Source organism: Microbacterium oryzae, assembly GCF_030406385.1.
Classification (GTDB): domain Bacteria; phylum Actinomycetota; class Actinomycetes; order Actinomycetales; family Microbacteriaceae; genus Microbacterium; species Microbacterium oryzae_A.
This window is the reverse complement of the sequence record NZ_JAUEPM010000009.1, coordinates 26,214-41,508: the sequence shown is the minus strand read 5'-3', so window position 1 is coordinate 41,508 and position 15,295 is coordinate 26,214. Positions and strand designations below refer to the sequence as shown.

13 protein-coding genes are annotated in these 15,295 nt (G+C 72.9%); 8 read left to right on the top strand and 5 right to left on the bottom strand.

Annotated elements, in window-relative coordinates:
* Positions 1 to 2 precede the first annotated feature (2 nt).
* Genes QWJ90_RS12890 through dapF form a run of 4 tightly spaced genes read left to right on the top strand, consistent with a single transcriptional unit; the run spans position 3 to position 4,274 of the window.
* Positions 3 to 866: a regulatory protein RecX gene (locus QWJ90_RS12890; RefSeq protein ID WP_290108260.1), complete on the top strand. Its 864-nt coding sequence runs from the start codon at positions 3 to 5 to the stop codon at positions 864 to 866.
* Positions 867 to 915: 49 nt separating this feature from the next.
* On the top strand, positions 916 to 2,460 hold the full coding sequence (gene miaB, locus QWJ90_RS12885; RefSeq protein ID WP_290108259.1) for a tRNA (N6-isopentenyl adenosine(37)-C2)-methylthiotransferase MiaB: 1,545 nt from the start codon (positions 916 to 918) through the stop codon (positions 2,458 to 2,460).
* Positions 2,457 to 3,392, top strand: a complete 936-nt coding sequence (miaA, locus tag QWJ90_RS12880) for a tRNA (adenosine(37)-N6)-dimethylallyltransferase MiaA (RefSeq protein WP_290108258.1) — start codon at positions 2,457 to 2,459, stop codon at positions 3,390 to 3,392. The genes miaB and miaA overlap by 4 nt, the downstream gene beginning before the upstream one ends.
* A 9-nt stretch (positions 3,393 to 3,401) precedes the next feature.
* On the top strand, positions 3,402 to 4,274 hold the full coding sequence (gene dapF / locus QWJ90_RS12875; RefSeq protein ID WP_290108257.1) for a diaminopimelate epimerase: 873 nt from the start codon (positions 3,402 to 3,404) through the stop codon (positions 4,272 to 4,274).
* A gap of 30 nt (positions 4,275 to 4,304) precedes the next feature.
* Here dapF and QWJ90_RS12870 read toward each other — a convergent pair whose 3' ends face one another.
* Positions 4,305 to 5,006 carry a LysE/ArgO family amino acid transporter gene (locus QWJ90_RS12870; RefSeq protein WP_290108256.1) on the bottom strand — a complete coding sequence of 234 codons (702 nt, stop codon included), beginning with the start codon at positions 5,004 to 5,006 and terminating at the stop codon, positions 4,305 to 4,307.
* Between the two features lie 75 nt (positions 5,007 to 5,081).
* On the opposite strand from QWJ90_RS12870, the gene QWJ90_RS12865 reads away from it, so the two are divergent.
* Complete coding sequence (locus tag QWJ90_RS12865; RefSeq protein WP_290108255.1) at positions 5,082 to 5,975, top strand: LysR family transcriptional regulator ArgP; 894 nt, start codon at positions 5,082 to 5,084, stop codon at positions 5,973 to 5,975.
* A 41-nt stretch (positions 5,976 to 6,016) separates the two neighbouring features.
* Here the strand turns inward: QWJ90_RS12865 and QWJ90_RS12860 are convergent, their stop codons facing one another.
* Entirely contained in the window at positions 6,017 to 6,640 is a 624-nt protein-coding gene (locus QWJ90_RS12860) for a class I SAM-dependent methyltransferase (protein ID WP_290108254.1), read from the bottom strand.
* Between the two features lie 161 nt (positions 6,641 to 6,801).
* Between QWJ90_RS12860 and hflX the strand changes: the two genes are divergently transcribed.
* The gene (gene hflX / locus QWJ90_RS12855; RefSeq protein ID WP_436836706.1) at positions 6,802 to 8,325 is read left to right on the top strand and encodes a GTPase HflX; all 1,524 of its coding nucleotides are present in this window, start codon (positions 6,802 to 6,804) and stop codon (positions 8,323 to 8,325) included.
* Positions 8,326 to 8,343: 18 nt separating this feature from the next.
* On the opposite strand, the gene QWJ90_RS12850 is transcribed toward hflX, so the two are convergent.
* Together QWJ90_RS12850 and QWJ90_RS12845 are read right to left on the bottom strand one after the other, a co-directional pair.
* On the bottom strand, positions 8,344 to 9,108 hold the full coding sequence (locus QWJ90_RS12850) for a hypothetical protein (RefSeq protein ID WP_290108253.1): 765 nt from the start codon (positions 9,106 to 9,108) through the stop codon (positions 8,344 to 8,346).
* A 4-nt stretch (positions 9,109 to 9,112) separates the two neighbouring features.
* Positions 9,113 to 11,095: an alpha/beta hydrolase family protein gene (locus QWJ90_RS12845; RefSeq protein ID WP_290108252.1), complete on the bottom strand. Its 1,983-nt coding sequence runs from the start codon at positions 11,093 to 11,095 to the stop codon at positions 9,113 to 9,115.
* A gap of 142 nt (positions 11,096 to 11,237) precedes the next feature.
* On the opposite strand from QWJ90_RS12845, the gene QWJ90_RS12840 reads away from it, so the two are divergent.
* The gene (locus QWJ90_RS12840) at positions 11,238 to 12,176 is read left to right on the top strand and encodes a methylenetetrahydrofolate reductase (RefSeq protein WP_290108251.1); all 939 of its coding nucleotides are present in this window, start codon (positions 11,238 to 11,240) and stop codon (positions 12,174 to 12,176) included.
* A 45-nt stretch (positions 12,177 to 12,221) separates the two neighbouring features.
* Entirely contained in the window at positions 12,222 to 14,537 is a 2,316-nt protein-coding gene (gene metE, locus QWJ90_RS12835) for a 5-methyltetrahydropteroyltriglutamate--homocysteine S-methyltransferase (protein WP_290108250.1), read from the top strand.
* Between the two features lie 61 nt (positions 14,538 to 14,598).
* On the opposite strand, the gene lexA is transcribed toward metE, so the two are convergent.
* Positions 14,599 to 15,282, bottom strand: coding sequence for a transcriptional repressor LexA (gene lexA, locus QWJ90_RS12830; RefSeq protein WP_156241786.1), 684 nt, complete (start codon positions 15,280 to 15,282; stop codon positions 14,599 to 14,601).
* Positions 15,283 to 15,295 lie beyond the last annotated feature (13 nt).

Below are 15,295 nucleotides of genomic sequence, written 5' to 3'. Positions count from 1 at the left end.
GCATGACGGAGTCGACCGACGGGGGCGAGGCGGACCTCGCCCCCGTGATCCCGCTGTTCGGGGCGCGCGGCGCGCGCTCCGACCACCCGGCGTCGGCCGCCGGGGCTCGGCCCGCCGCGGCCGGCGCCGATGCTCCGGCCGATACGAGTGTCCCGGTTGACGCCGATGTCCCGGCCGACCCCGATGTCCCGGCCGACCCCGATGTCCCGGCTGATGCCGATGGCACGGCCGACGCCGAAGGGTGGCACACCACCTGGCGCGATCTCCGCGCCGGACGCCCGCAGGCGGTGCCGGCGGTGAGCACCATCGTCCGCGATGGCGTGCGATTCCTGGAGATCGAACCGGACCAGGCGGACGCCGACGGCGCGGCGGCGACCGAAGCGGCGGAGGCCGCGGAAGCACGTCTGCTGCGGGCACTCCGCTCGCGCTCGCTCTCCGTGAGCGAGGCCCGCACCCGTCTCCGCCAGGACGGCGCGGACGCCGTGGCCATCGACACGATCGTCGACCGCCTGGAGCGGCTGGGCGCGCTCGACGACGCGGCCCTCGCCGAGCAGCTCGTGCACGTCGGCACGACGCGCAAGAACCAAGGCCGCCGCGCGATCGCGCAGGCGCTGTCCGCGCGCGGGATCGCCCGCGACGTCGCGGATGCGGCCCTCGCGGAGCTTCCCGACGACGACGAGGAGCGCGCCCTCGAGTTCGCCCGCAGCAAGGCCCAGAGCCTGGTGCGATACGACGACGACACCGCGCTCCGCCGTCTCGTGGGCCAGCTGGGGCGCCGCGGCTTCGGCGGCTCGCTCGCCATGTCGGCCGCCCGTCGAGCGCTTGAGGAGGCCCGCGGCGGCGGACGCGGCGTGCGCTTCCGCTGAGCGATCCCTCGGTGTCGAGGCGAAGGGCGGAACGTAGAATGTGCAGGTCATGACTACGCCATCCAGCGCCCCGACGCTCATCGATCCCTCGCCCGCCGCCCTCGACGCCGAGGGCCGCGCGCGCTCGTACGAGGTGCGCACCTTCGGGTGCCAGATGAACGTGCACGACTCCGAGCGGCTGTCGGGCTCGCTCGAGAGCGCGGGCTACGTGAAGGTCGAGCCGGGCGAGGAGGCCGACCTCGTCGTCATCAACACCTGCGCGGTGCGCGAGAACGCATCCGGCAAGCTCTACGGCACCCTCGGACACCTGAAGTCCCGCAAGGACGCCCGCGCCGGCATGCAGATCGCGGTGGGCGGGTGCCTCGCCCAGATGGACCGGGAGGCCGTGCTCGATCGCGCACCCTGGGTCGACGTCGTCTTCGGCACGCACAACATGGGCGCTCTTCCCGAGCTCCTGGAGCGCTCGCGCCACAACGGCGAGGCGGAGGTCGAGATCCTCGAGGCGCTCGAGGTGTTCCCCTCCACGCTGCCGACCAAGCGCGACTCCACGTACTCCGGCTGGGTATCCATCTCCGTCGGGTGCAACAACACCTGCACGTTCTGCATCGTCCCGAGCCTGCGGGGGAAGGAGAAGGACCGCCGCCCCGGCGACGTCCTCAGCGAACTCCGCCTCCTCGTCGACGACGGCGCGATCGAGGTCACCCTCCTCGGCCAGAACGTCAACACCTACGGCGTCGAGTTCGGCGACCGTCAGGCCTTCGGCAAGCTGCTGCGCGCGGCCGGCGAGATCGAAGGACTCGAGCGGATCCGGTTCACCAGTCCGCACCCCGCGGCCTTCACCGACGACGTCATCGCGGCAATGGCCGAGACCCCGGCCGTGATGCCGCAGCTCCACATGCCGCTGCAGTCCGGCAGCGACAGCATCCTCAAGGCGATGCGCCGCTCCTACCGCAGCGCGAAGTTCCTCGGCATCCTCGACCGCGTTCGCGAGCGCATCCCGCACGCCGCGATCTCGACGGACATCATCGTCGGCTTCCCCGGCGAGACCGACGCGGACTTCGAGGACACGCTGCGCGTGGTCGAGCAGGCGCGCTTCGCCAACGCGTTCACCTTCCAGTACTCGGTGCGCGCGGGCACCCCCGCCGCCACCATGCCGAACCAGGTGCCGAAGGAGGTCGTGCAGGAACGGTACGACCGCCTGCTGGCCCTGCAGGAGCGCATCTCCCTCGAGGAGAACCAGAAGCAGCTGGGCCGCTCGGTCGAGGTGCTCGTCTCCACCGGCGAGGGCAAGAAGGACGCCGCCACGCACCGGCTCACCGGTCGTGCGGAGGACAACCGGCTCGTCCACGTCGAGCTGCCCGCAGGCTCGGAGCGTCCGCGTCCGGGCGATGTCGTCACAGCCGTCATCACCCACGCAGCGCCGTTCCACCTTCTCGCCGACAGCCCCGACGGCGCGCCGCTGCGCACCCGCCGCACGCGCGCCGGCGACGCGTGGGATCGTGCCCAGGCGGCGTCCTGCGCCGTTCCCGCGGCTCCGGCCGGGGCCCCCGGCGCGGTTCGCCTGGGGCTGCCCACCATCCGCGTCGGCGTGTGAGCCGCACGCCGCGGCTCTGGGCGGTCGTCGGCGCGACCGGCACCGGAAAGAGCGATCTCTCGCTCGACCTGGCCGAGGCCATCCGCGCCGTCGGCGGTGACGCCGAGGTCGTGAACGCCGACGCCATGCAGCTCTACCGCGGCATGGACATCGGCACGGCGAAGCTTCCGCTGAACGAGCGGCGCGGGGTCAGGCATCATCTCCTCGACGTGCTCGACGTGACCGAGGAGGCGTCGGTCGCCCGCTATCAGACCGAGGCGCGGGCGGCGATCGACGGGATCCTCGCCGCCGGCCGCGACGCCATCCTCGTCGGGGGGTCGGGACTCTACGTCTCCAGCGTGCTGTTCGCGTTCCGGTTCCCCCCGCGCGACGAGGCGCTGCGCACGCAGCTGGAGGACGAGCTGACCCGACTCGGCGCGGGTGCGCTCCATGCACGGCTGCAGCGGGAGGACCCCGTGACCGCGGAGCGGGTCGACCCTCACAATGGCCGCCGAATCGTGCGCGCGCTGGAGGTGCTGGCGCAGGGGGAGGCCACTCACGGAGCGGCGCTTCCGGACGCCCCCGTGCATTGGCGCCCGGCTACGGTGCTCGGCCTGCGCCTCGAGCGGTCGGCGCTCGTCGAGCGTCTCGACCGGCGGGTCGAGCGGATGTGGGCGGAGGGGATGCTCGACGAGGTGCGCGCCCTGCGCGGGCGCGGCCTGGAGCGCGGTGTCACCGCACCGCGCGCGATCGGGTACGCCCAGGCCCTCGCGCAGCTGGCGGGCGATCTGCCCGAGTCGGACGCCGTCGCCCAGACCCAGGCGCTCACCCGCCGCTACGCACGACGTCAGGTCTCGTGGTTCAAGCGCTATGCCGACGTGCGCTGGTTCGAGGCCGGGGAGGTCGATGCCGGGGAGCTGGCCGACACCGTCGCCGGGAGCGGTCGACTCTAGACTGAGGGGATGGCGGAGATCCAGTTCACCAAGGGCCACGGCACGGGCAACGACTTCGTCATCGTCGCCGATCCCGACGGCGAGCTGGACCTCAGCGCCGACCAGGTCGCGGCGCTGTGCGACCGGCGCTTCGGCATCGGCGCGGACGGCCTCCTGCGCGTCGTGCGCTCGCGTGCGCTCCCCGAGGGCGCCGCGACGCTGGCGGAGGAGCCGGCCGCCGAGTGGTTCATGGACTATCGGAACGCCGACGGCTCGATCGCCGAGATGTGCGGGAACGGCACGCGCGTCTTCGCGCGCTACCTGCTGGACTCGGATCTCGCCGACCTGTCCGCCGGGTCGACGCTGCCCATCGGCACGCGTGCTGGCGTGAAGGACATCACCCGCAGCGAGACCGGCTTCCAGGTCGACCTCGGTCGGTGGCGGGCTGAGCCGGGCGACCCGCTGGTGCGCGCGAAGGGGCTGCCGGTGGCGCGGCCCGGGCTCGGCATCGATCTGGGCAATCCGCACGTCGTCGTGGCGCTCGCCTCCGAGGAGGAGCTCGCAGGCCTCGACCTCACCGTGCAGCCGATCATCGAGCCCGAGCCGCCGCACGGCGCGAATATCGAGTTCGTCGTGCCGCAGGGCGTGAAGGACGGCATCGGCCGCATCCGCATGCGGGTCTTCGAACGGGGTGTGGGGGAGACCCTCTCGTGCGGCACGGGCACCGCCGCGGCCGCCCTCGCCGTGCGGGACTGGGCGGGGCCCGCCGCTCCCGACTTCTGGCGCGTCGACGTTCCGGGCGGCACGCTCGGCGTGCGGATGTTCCCCACCGAGGAGGGCGAGCACGTCGCCCTCTCGGGGCCGGCCGTCCTCGTCTTCTCCGGCGTCGTGGCCCTCGCCTGATCCCACGGCGACCAGCGCGTCAGACGCGGGTCATCCGGCGACCGCGAGCGTGGTCGCCAGAGCGGCCATCACGACCGCGATCACGCCGTCGAGCACGCGCCATGAGCGGGGCGAGCGCAGCCAGCGCGCGGCGACCCGTGCCATCGCGGTGAGGAACGCGAACCAGACGCCGCTGCCGAGGATGGCGCCCACGCCGAAGACCCAGCGGTCAGCGCCGTAGCTCGTGGAGATCGACCCCAGCAGCAGGACGGTATCGAGATACGTGTGAGGGTTGAGCCACGTGATCGCGAGGCAGGACAGCAGCGCGGGCGCCAGCGTCGCCGCCACCGTGCGCGGCCGGGTGAGGGTCGCAGTGGTCGTCGTCTCGCCGTCGGCGAGTCCGGCCGTGGCCGTGCGCTCCGCCGCGCCGACCACGGGCGCGCCCCCGGAGACCGAGATCGCCTCTCCGGTCGGACGCAGCGCGCGCCACGCGGCGCTGAGGGCGTATCCGGCGAGGAAGACGACGCCCGCCCACTTCACGGCCTGGAAGAGCCAGGGGAGGTGCTGCACGGCGACGCCGAATCCGCCCACACCCGCCGAGACCAGCACGACATCGCTGGCGAAGCACGTCAGCGCGAGCGCGACCGCGTGCTGGCGGCGGATGCCCATCTTCAGCAGGAAGACGTTCTGTGCGCCGGGGGCGACGATGAGGGACAGGCTGAGGCCGAATCCGGCGAGCAGGGCGGTGAGCACGAATCGGACGCTACTCGCCCGCGCGGCCGCGACAAAAGCCATACTAAGGATTCTGAAGCACCATAAGCTGAGCTTATGAACGTGCCTCCCGAGCTCGCCGCCACGGTCGCCGCGATCGTGGCGGAGGGGAGCCTCGACGCAGCCGCCCGCGCTCTGCAGATCACGCCGTCCGCCGTGAGTCAGCGGCTGCGGGCGCTCGAGGCGCAGCTGGGGCGCGTGCTCATCGTGCGCTCGCGGCCTGCCCAGGCGACCGAGGCAGGGGCGGTCGTCGTCCGCCTGGCGCGGCAGTACGCGCTGCTCGCACACGAAGCGGCGGTGGCACTCGGCCTCGAGGGCCCGGGGCTCGCGCGGGTTCCGATCGCCGTGAACGCCGACTCGCTCGCCACCTGGCTGCTTCCCGGCCTGGAGCCGGTCACCCGCACGCACGACGTGACCTTCGAGCTGCGCCGAGAGGACGAGGACCGCACGGCCGCGCTCCTCGAGGCGGGAACGGTGATGGCGGCGGTGACATCGCAGCGCGAGCCGATCGCCGGATGCACGGTCACCGCGCTCGGCGACACCATCTACGACGCGGTCGCGACGCCCGGGTACCTGACGCGCTGGCTGCCCGACGGCGTGACGCCGCAAGCACTCGCCGGCGCGCCGCTCATCGACTTCGACCGCGCCGACGATGTGCAGTCCTCGTGGCTGCGGGCGCAGGGCGTCGACCCGACGACGGCGCCGCGCCATTACGTGCCGGCCTCGGAGGACTACGCCGCCGCCGTGCGGCTCGGACTGGGCTGGGGCATGCTGCCTCCGCTGCAGTCCAAGCCGGGGCTCGAAGCAGGGCTCCTCGTGAAGCTCGGGGAGCCGCGCCTGCGCGTGCCGCTGTACTGGCAGCAGTGGAACCTGCGTTCACCCCTGCTCACGGCCATCCGCGACGCCGTCGTCACCGCGGCACGCGCGGCGCTGCCGCCCGAGCGGAGCTGAGGGAACCGGCCCGAAGACCGGACGGAGCTCGCGCTCCGCGATCACGCCTGAGCGCCCGACCCCTGGTGTCGCACCCGAAGCACGCGGAAGCCCTTCGAGGTGGCATGGCGATGCACGCTGAAGCCGTCCTCGAGCGTCGCCTCCAGCCAGCGATGCAGGGAGTCGGATCCGAGGTTCCGCTGCACGACGAGGTACGCGTCGCTGCGCTCGGCCAGCCGCGGCAGCCAGGTCTCCATCAGCTCATGGAGGACGGACTTGCCCACGCGGATGGGCGGGTTCGACCAGATGGTGCGGAAGGAGACATCCGCGGGAACATCCTCGGGCCGCACGGCGTTGACATTCTCGAGGCCGAGATCATCGGCATTGCGTCGGACGAGATCGAGAGCGCGCTCGTTGACGTCGACCGCCCAGACCCGGGCGCGCGGCGACAGCATGGCGAGGCTCAGCGAGATCGGCCCCCATCCGGCGCCGAGATCGAGGAAGTCGCCACCCGCCGGGGGTTCGGGAGCATTCGCCAGCAGCACCCGCGTGCCGGTATCGACGTGATCGGGGCTGAACACTCCGCCCGCGGTGGTCACCTCGACATCGCGGTCGGCCAGGGTCACGGCGATGCGGCGGAGCTGTTCGGGCGCGGAGGGATTCGCGCTGAAGTAGTGGTCCCCCATGATCCCCGAGATTACCGGAGGGAGCGCCGCTCCGTGAACAGGAGCGGGCGAGACGCCCCCTTCCTCGGACGCCGTGCCGGCTGTATCCTGAAAGGCTCAGCCGACGCGGCTCCCCTTCGGCCGGCGCCCGTCGGCCACGGAAAACCTCAGAAAGGCACCCTTTGACAGACACCATCGATCCCGATGTGCAGACCGATCCGATGTCGGATCCGGTCGACCGCGTGCTCTCGCACGCCGAATCGCGCTCGGGAGTCCGCATCTTCGGCGGCGCGCAGGCGCTGCAGGATGCGGGAACCGCCGCCGGTTCGACCACCGACGGCGAGCAGTGGGACCTCGAGGCGCGCCATGCGCTGCGTCGCGTACCGGGCCTCTCGACGGAGCTCGAGGACGTCACCGAGGTCGAGTACCGGCAGCTGCGCCTCGAGAACGTCGTCCTCGTGGGCGTCTACGCGCAGGGCTCGCTCGTCGACGCGGAGAATTCGCTGCGCGAGCTCGCCGCCCTGGCGGAGACCGCCGGCTCGACCGTGCTCGACGGCGTGCTGCAGCGCCGCCCGCACCCGGACCCCGCGACCTACGTGGGGCGCGGCAAGGCGGAGGAGCTGAAGGACATCGTCATGTCCGTCGGCGCCGACACCGTCATCGCCGACACCGAGCTCGCACCGAGCCAGCGTCGCGCGCTGGAGGACGCCATCAAGGTGAAGGTCATCGACCGCACCGCGGTGATCCTCGACATCTTCGCGCAGCACGCCAAGACCCGGGAGGGCAAGGCCCAGGTCGAGCTCGCGCAGCTCGAGTACCTCCTGCCGCGCCTCCGCGGCTGGGGCGAGTCGATGAGCCGCCAGGCCGGCGGCCAGGTCGGCGCCGGCGGGGCCGGCATGGGTTCACGTGGACCCGGTGAGACGAAGATCGAGCTCGACCGCCGTCGCATCCGCACGCGCATGGCGCAGCTGCGCAAGCAGATCAAGGAATTCGCGCCGGCGCGCGACGCCAAGCGGTCCGAGCGCAAGCGCAACACCATCCCGTCGGTCGCGATCGCCGGCTACACCAACGCCGGCAAGTCCTCGCTGCTGAACCGGCTGACGAGCGCCGGCGTCCTCGTGGAGAACGCGCTGTTCGCGACGCTGGACGCCACCGTGCGCCGCACCGAGACCGCGGACGGCCGCGTGTTCACGTTCGCCGACACCGTCGGGTTCGTCCGCAACCTGCCGCACCAGCTCGTCGAGGCGTTCCGCTCCACGCTGGAGGAGGTCGCCGACGCCGACGTCATCGTGCACGTCGTCGACGGCCATCACCCCGACCCGGCGGGGCAGATCGCGACCGTGCGCGATGTGATGGCGGATGTCGGGGCGCGTGACATCCGCGAGATCGTCGTCTTCAACAAGGCCGATCTCATCGACGACGACACGCGGATGGTGCTGCGCGGCCTCGAGCCGGACGCCGTTTTCGTCTCCTCCCGCACCGGGGAGGGCGTCGCCGAGCTGCGAGCGGTCGTCGAGGACGCCCTGCCGGTCCCGGCCGTCGAGGTGAGGGCGCTCGTTCCCTACGAGCGCGGCGACCTCCTGTCGGCCATCCACGAGACGGGCATCTTCCTCGAGCAGGAGCACGAGTCCGGCGGCACGCGCGTGCACGTCCGCGTCTCGCCGCGCCTGGCCGCCGAGCTTGAGCAGTTCGCCGGCGCGCAGTGAGCGGGGGTTCCGCCTCCCTCACCCGAGGGAGGCGGAACCCAGCCAGACCAGCGCGGTCGTCGCGAGGGCGAGCGCCCAGCTCACCATGCTCCCGACGAGGAAGTACTCCGCCTGCGTGCCGCGGTCGCGGTCGCGGGAGATCTCCGGGAAGCGCACGATGCCCTTGGCGGCGATGAGCGCCGCCACGACGGGGTAGGCGCCGGCCAGCAGCAGCCCGCCGAGCACGAGACGCTCGAGCGGTCCGATCAGCCGTCCGCCGCGGAGCGTGTGCACGTCCCGTGAGGAAACGGCTTCGGCGTCCGGTCGCGGGCCGAACAGCCGGCGGCGCCCCGGCGCCTCGTCGCCGTCGGCAGGCACGTCCTCCGTGCGCAGCGCTGTGCGCACCACTCGGTTCGACGACTCGAGCAGGAAGAGCGCGCCGCCGAACGCGAGGAGCACGAGCGCCACCGGCACCGCGCCGCGGCCGCCCCAGCGGGCCGTCGCGTCGATCGTGGCCGGGCTCCAGGCGAACGCCCCCAGTGCGAGCGCCCCGAGGAAGACGACGGGGAGAAACCCGAGCGGCGAGTGGTCGGCGCGCATCGTCACGAGCCAGCCGAGCGCGGCCGCCGCCGGCACGAGCGCGAGCAGCAGCGAGGAGACGGGGTCGGCGCCGATCGCGGCGCCGGCCAGCGCGATCGCGATGAGCACCACGGTCACGCCCGCCGCGCGCACGCGGTGGGGCGCGCCCGCCCGCACGAGATCGGCGCCGCCGATCGCGGCGAGGACCAGCCCCGTCAGCTCCATGGGATCAGACGGTACCGTCGGGCGCCGACAGCGCCTCGATCTCCAGCGTCGGCACGCCGGGCGTGGCGAATCCCAGCACCGCGCCCAGGAACGCCACCTCGGACTCCAGCGAGCGCACGATCGCCTCGCTGCCGCGGAAGCCGTGCGACTCACCCTCGAAGAGGAGGTACGCGTGCGGCACGCCGTTCGCCGCGAGCGCGTCGCGCAGCGCCTCCGCCTGAGAGGGCGGCACGACCGGGTCATCCGCGCCCTGCTCGATGAGCAGCGGCGTCCGCAGGAGCTCGGGCCGCGACAGCGGCGAGCGGCTCTCGTAGAGGTCGACGGCCTCCGGCAGCGGGCCCACGAGCTTGTCGATGTAGCGAGCCTCGAAGTCGTGCGTCTCGGCGACGAGCATGCGCAGGTCGGCCACGCCGTAGCGGCTGATTCCGGCGGCGAAGACGTCGGTGTCGGCGAGCGCGCACAGGACGGTCCATCCGCCGGCCGACCCGCCCCGGATGGCCAGGCGCGCGGGGTCTGCGAAGCCCGACTCCGCCATCCCGCGTGCGGCGGCAGCCACGTCGTCGACGTCGACGACGCCCCATCCGCCCTGCAGGCGCTCGCGGTAGGAGCGTCCGTAGCCCGTCGAGCCGCCGTAGTTGACGTCGAGGACGCCGATCCCGCGGCTCGTGAAGTACGCGACCGCGAGGGAGAGGTCGCCGGCGACATGGGCGGTCGGCCCGCCGTGCACGAGCGCGAGATACGGCGGCAGCTCACCCTCGGGGGCGGTGACCTCGGGGTTCGTCGGCGGGTACGCGAAGGCATGCACCTCGCCGTGAGGGCCGGGGAAGGTCAGCGGCAGCGCCTCGGGCATCCAGGCGAGGGCGAGGTCCGTCTCGCCGCCCCGCACCGGGGTGACCGTGCGCGCGTCGACGTCCAGCAGCCAGATGCCGCCCGGGGTGCGCGGACCCGCGCCGGAGAGCAGCACGCGCGACCCGCGGACGTCCTTCACGAGGACCTGGGCGAGCGGGGTCTCGAGCTCGGTCACGGCGCGGGTGTCGGGGGAGACGACCACGAGGCGATCGCGTCCGTTCGTCTGCACGGCGAGCACGCGGCCGTCGTCGAGCGGGGCGTACCAGCGCGTGCCGAGGTTCCAGAGCGGACCGCCGGTGTCGGCGTCGGCGGGGAGGATCGACTCCACCACGGCCGTCTCGCCGGCCGGCAGACGCGCGCGCCGCAGGTTCCAGCGCGCGGGTCCGCCCTCGCAGATGGGCGGATCGGAGACGAAGAGGAGGTCGTCGTCCGAGGTCCACTGCGGCTGCAGCGCCGACACGTCCTGCGACTCCCACGCCCGTCGTCCGCCGGCGAGCGTCGTCCACTCCCGCACCCGGCCATCCGACTCGATGCGACCGAGCCGCAGCTCCGCGGCGTCCCACGGCATGTCCGGATGGTCCCACGCGACCCATGCGAGCCGGTCGCCGCGCGGTGTGGGATAGGCCACGAAATCGCTCCCCGACACCACGCCGCGGATGGCGGACGCATCCGTCGCGGCGCTGCCGTCCAGCGGGACGACGACGATGTCGCGTCGCGGTGCCCCCTCGCCGCTCTGCGTCTCACGGACCGCCCACAGCCGACCATCCGCCAGGACGAGATCGCCGAACGCCATGCCGGCGTCGGCGGGGGTGAGGGGAACGGGGTCCGCCCCCTCGGCGAGGAGATGGATGCGCTGGTCGGACTGCTCGACGAAGAGGAGCCCGCCCGAGTCGTCGGCCGTCCACGCGCCGCCGCCGTACTCGTGCACGCGCGAGCGCGCGCTCCACGGCGCGGGCAGCACGCGCCCCCCGTCGCTCGCGCGCAGCACGGCGGTCCTCCCGCCCTCGGCGGCGACGCCCTCGGCCCACCAGACGTCGTCGCCGACGAATCGAGCGTCTCCCAGCCGCGGCGCGTTGCCGGCGATGTCACGGGCGGAGATCGGCGACGGCCATGAGCCGAACGGAAGCGTCTGCACCATGCCCACCACGGTAACCGGCTCCCGATGACACGGGGCGTCACAGATCTCCCTCACCGGAGTGGGGCGGGCTACCTTTCCGGAAAAGGCCGGGCACCGCCCAGGGACGCAGTCGCCGCGGCGACGGGAAGCACGGGGGAGAAGCATGGAGTCGTCGGCCACGCCGTTCTCTTTCGAGCTGTATCCCCCGCGGACGCCGTCGCGCACGGCGGCCCTCGAGGAGACCATCCGCTGCCTCGCGGCGGCGGGGCCGGAGTTCCTCTCGGTGACGTACGGCGTGGGCGGCTCGACGGGCGGGGAGTCCCTGCGGGTGCTGCGCTGGATCCGCGAGAACACCGACGTGGAGCCCCTCGCGCACCTCACCTGCGTGGGCAACGACTACGCCACCGCGAGCGCCCATATCCGCGAGTTCCTCGACGCGGGCGTGCTGCGGTTCCTCGCGCTGCGCGGCGATCCGCCCATCGGCAAGGCGGAGGGCGATGCGTTCCTCGGCGACCTCACCACCTCCGCCGAGCTCGTCCAGCTCATCCATCGCGTGCAGGCAGAGCGGGCGCCGTACAGCGAGACGACGATCCCCGGCCATCCGGAAGCCGCTCGCGTGGACCCGCGTCCGCGTGCGCGCACGACGGTCGCCGCGTTCCCCAACGGGCATCCGCGCTCGCGGCACCCGCGCGAGCACATCGACGCGCTCCTCGCCAAGCAGGCCGCGGGAGCCGACGCCGCGATCACGCAGCTGTTCTTCCACGCGGAGGACTACCTGCGGTTCGTCGACCGCGCTCGCGCGGCCGGCGTGGTCATCCCGATCCTCCCCGGCATCATGCCGGTGACCTCCCCCGGCAAGCTCGCCCGGATGCTGGAGCTGACGGGGGAGCCGCTGCCGGCCGACCTGTCGGTCGACCTCGAGGTCGAGCCCACCGCGGCCGGCCGTCGCGAGGTGGGCGTCGCCTACGCCGCGCGGCTCGCGCGCGAGGTGCTCGCGGGCGGCGCCCCGGGCATCCACCTGTACGCCTTCAACGAGCACGAGACCGTGCTCGCCGTCCTGCGCGAGGCGGGCATCCCACTGCGCAAGACCGCCGCATTCTGACCGCACTCACCCGGAGACCTCCGGATCCACGAAGGAGACCCTGCGATGACCGACTTCCCCCTGGGAACGATCCTCGGGTACCCCCGCATCGGGCGCCGCCGCGAGCTCAAGCGCGCGGTCGAGGCCCACTGGGCCGGCAAGATCGACGAGTCGGAGCTGCGCGAGCGCGCAGCCGAGCTGCGACGCACCGCGCGGGCTCGCCTCGTCGAGCTCGGCCTGGACGAGGCGTCGGCGATCCCGGAGTCGTTCTCGTTCTACGACCAGGTCCTGGACGCGGCGCTCGCCGTGGGCGCCCTGCCTGAGCGGTTCGCCGGCCACCGCGAGCAGGATGGCTCGATCGGTCTCGCAGCGGAGTTCGCTGCCGCGCGCGGCGATGGCGAGAACGCGCCGCTCGAGATGACGAAGTGGTTCGACACGAACTACCACTACCTCGTGCCGGAGATCGGCCCGGACACCGTCTTCGCCGCGCAGCCCGCGCGGTACGCCGATCTCGTCGCCGAGGCGGCGGCCGACGGCGTGGCGACGCGTCCCGTCGTCGTGGGTCCGGTGACCCTGCTCGCGCTGGCCAAGGCCGCCGACGGCGCCGGGGCCGCGTTCCGCCCGCTGGATCGCCTCGCCGACCTCCTGCCCGCGTACCTGGAGATCCTGTCCGCGCTGCGCGCGGCGGGCGCCGAATGGGTGCAGCTGGACGAGCCCGCCCTCGTGAGCGAGACGCTCGAGGTCAGCCCCGCCGAGGTCGCGCGTGCCGTGGCCGAGGCCTACGCGGTGCTCGGCGCATCGGAGCACCGGCCGCAGCTCCTCGTCGCCGCCCCCTATGGTGCACCGAGCATCGCGGGGTGGGAGGCGCTGGTCGGCACGCCGGTCGAGGCGATCGGCCTCGACCTGGTCCGCGGCGGCGTGCCCGCCGTCGTCGACGGTGTCGAGGAGAAGACCATCGTCGCGGGCGTCGTCGACGCGCGGAACATCTGGCGCGGCGACCTCGACCGCGCGTGGGCGCTTCTCGAGCAGACGAGCGGGCTCAAGCCCGCGCGCGTGGCCGTGGGCACCTCGAACTCGCTGCAGCATGTGCCGCACGACGTGGCGGATGAGCCCGACCTCGACCCGCGCCTGAAGGCCTGGCTCGCCTTCGCCGACCAGAAGATCGGCGAGGTGTCGGTCCTCGCCCGCGGGCTGCGGGAGGGACGCCCCGCGGTCGAGGCCGCGTTCAGGGATGCGGCCGTCGCGCTCGCCGACCGCCGCTCCGCACCCGGCGTGCACGATGACCGCGTCCGCGCCCGTACCCGCGCCCTCGCGCCGGCGGACTTCGAGCGCGGTCCCGTCGACCAGCGCGTCTCCGCGCAGCGCGACGCGCTCGCGCTCCCGCCGCTTCCCACGACGACCATCGGCTCGTTCCCGCAGACCGGCGACATCCGCCGCGCACGGGCTGCGCACGATCGCGGTGAGCTGACGACGCCCGCTTACGAGCAGGTGCTCCGGGACGAGGTCGAGAGGGTCATTCGCCTGCAGGAGGAGCTCGGCCTCGACGTCCTCGTGCACGGCGAGCCCGAGCGCAACGACATGGTGCAGTACTTCGCGGAGAACCTCGACGGCTTCGCCGTGACCCGTAACGGGTGGGTGCAGTCGTACGGGTCACGCGCCACGCGCCCGTCGATCCTCTGGGGCGACGTCTCCCGACCGGCTCCCATCACCGTGCGCTGGGCGACCTACGCGCAGTCGCTCACGTCGAAGCCCGTCAAGGGCATGCTCACGGGGCCGGTGACGATCCTCGCCTGGTCGTTCGTCCGCGACGACCAGCCCCTCGGCGAGACCGCCCGTCAGGTCGCGCTCGCGCTGCGAGACGAGATCGCCGATCTCGAGCAGGCCGGCATCGGCGTCATCCAGGTGGATGAGCCCGCGCTGCGGGAGCTGCTGCCCCTGTGCGCCCGGGCGCGCGGCGCGTACCTCGAGTGGTCCGTCGGCTCGTTCCGGCTGGCGACCGCGAACGCGCGTCCGGCCACGCAGATCCACACGCACCTCTGCTATTCGGAGTTCGGCACCGTCGTCGAGGCGATCGCGGCGCTCGACGCCGATGTCACCTCGATCGAGGCCGCCCGCAGCCGCGACGAGCTCTTCGAGGCGCTCGCCGGCTATGAGCGGGGCATCGGCCCTGGCGTGTGGGACATCCACTCGCCGCGTGTGCCGAGCGCGGCGGAGATCGGCGGGCGGATCGACCGCGCCGTCGCCGCCGTCGGCGTCGACCGCGTGTGGGTCAATCCGGACTGCGGACTGAAGACGCGGCAGTACGACGAGACCGTGGCGTCGCTGGCGAACCTCGTGGCGGCGACGGGCGATGCACGGGAGGCGCTCCTGGCGCGCGCATGATCGGAAGACGACGAGAGAGCGGGAGCCGACGGCTCCCGCTCTCTCGTCGTCTCACCTCGCCTCACACGGAGCGGAGGATGGCCACGACCTTCCCGAGCACCACGGCCTCGTCGGCGAGGATCGGCTCGAACGCGGAGTTGCGGGGCAGCAGCCAGGTGTGGCCGTCGCGCTGACGGAACGTCTTGACGGTGGCCTCGCCATCGACCATCGCCGCGACGATGTCGCCGTTCTCGGCCGTGCCCTGCGAGCGGACGACGACCCAGTCCCCGTCGCAGATCGCGGCGTCGATCATCGACTCGCCGCTGACTTTGAGCATGAACAGCTCGCCCTTGCCCACCAGCTGACGGGGGAGCGGGAAGATCTCCTCGACCTGCTGCTCGGCGGTGATCGGCACGCCGGCCGCGATGCGTCCGACGAGGGGGACGAGGGCGGCGTCGCCCACCGCGGGGCCCGCGTCGGCAGGGTTCTCAGCAGCGGAGCCGGGCAGGTCGATGAGGACCTCCATGGCCCGCGTCTTGCCCGGGTCGCGCCGCAGGTAGCCGCTGAGCTCGAGCTGGCCCAGCTGATGGGTGACGCTCGACAGCGACTTCAGGCCGACAGCGTCGCCGATCTCGCGCATGCTCGGCGGGTAGCCGTTGTGCTGGATGGAGCGCTGGATGACCTCGAGGATGGCCAGCTGCTTGTCGCTCAGGCTCTTGCGTCGCCGCGTGCGCGGCTTCTCCTCGCGCGTACCCGCATCCGTCATGTCCGTGCTCCTT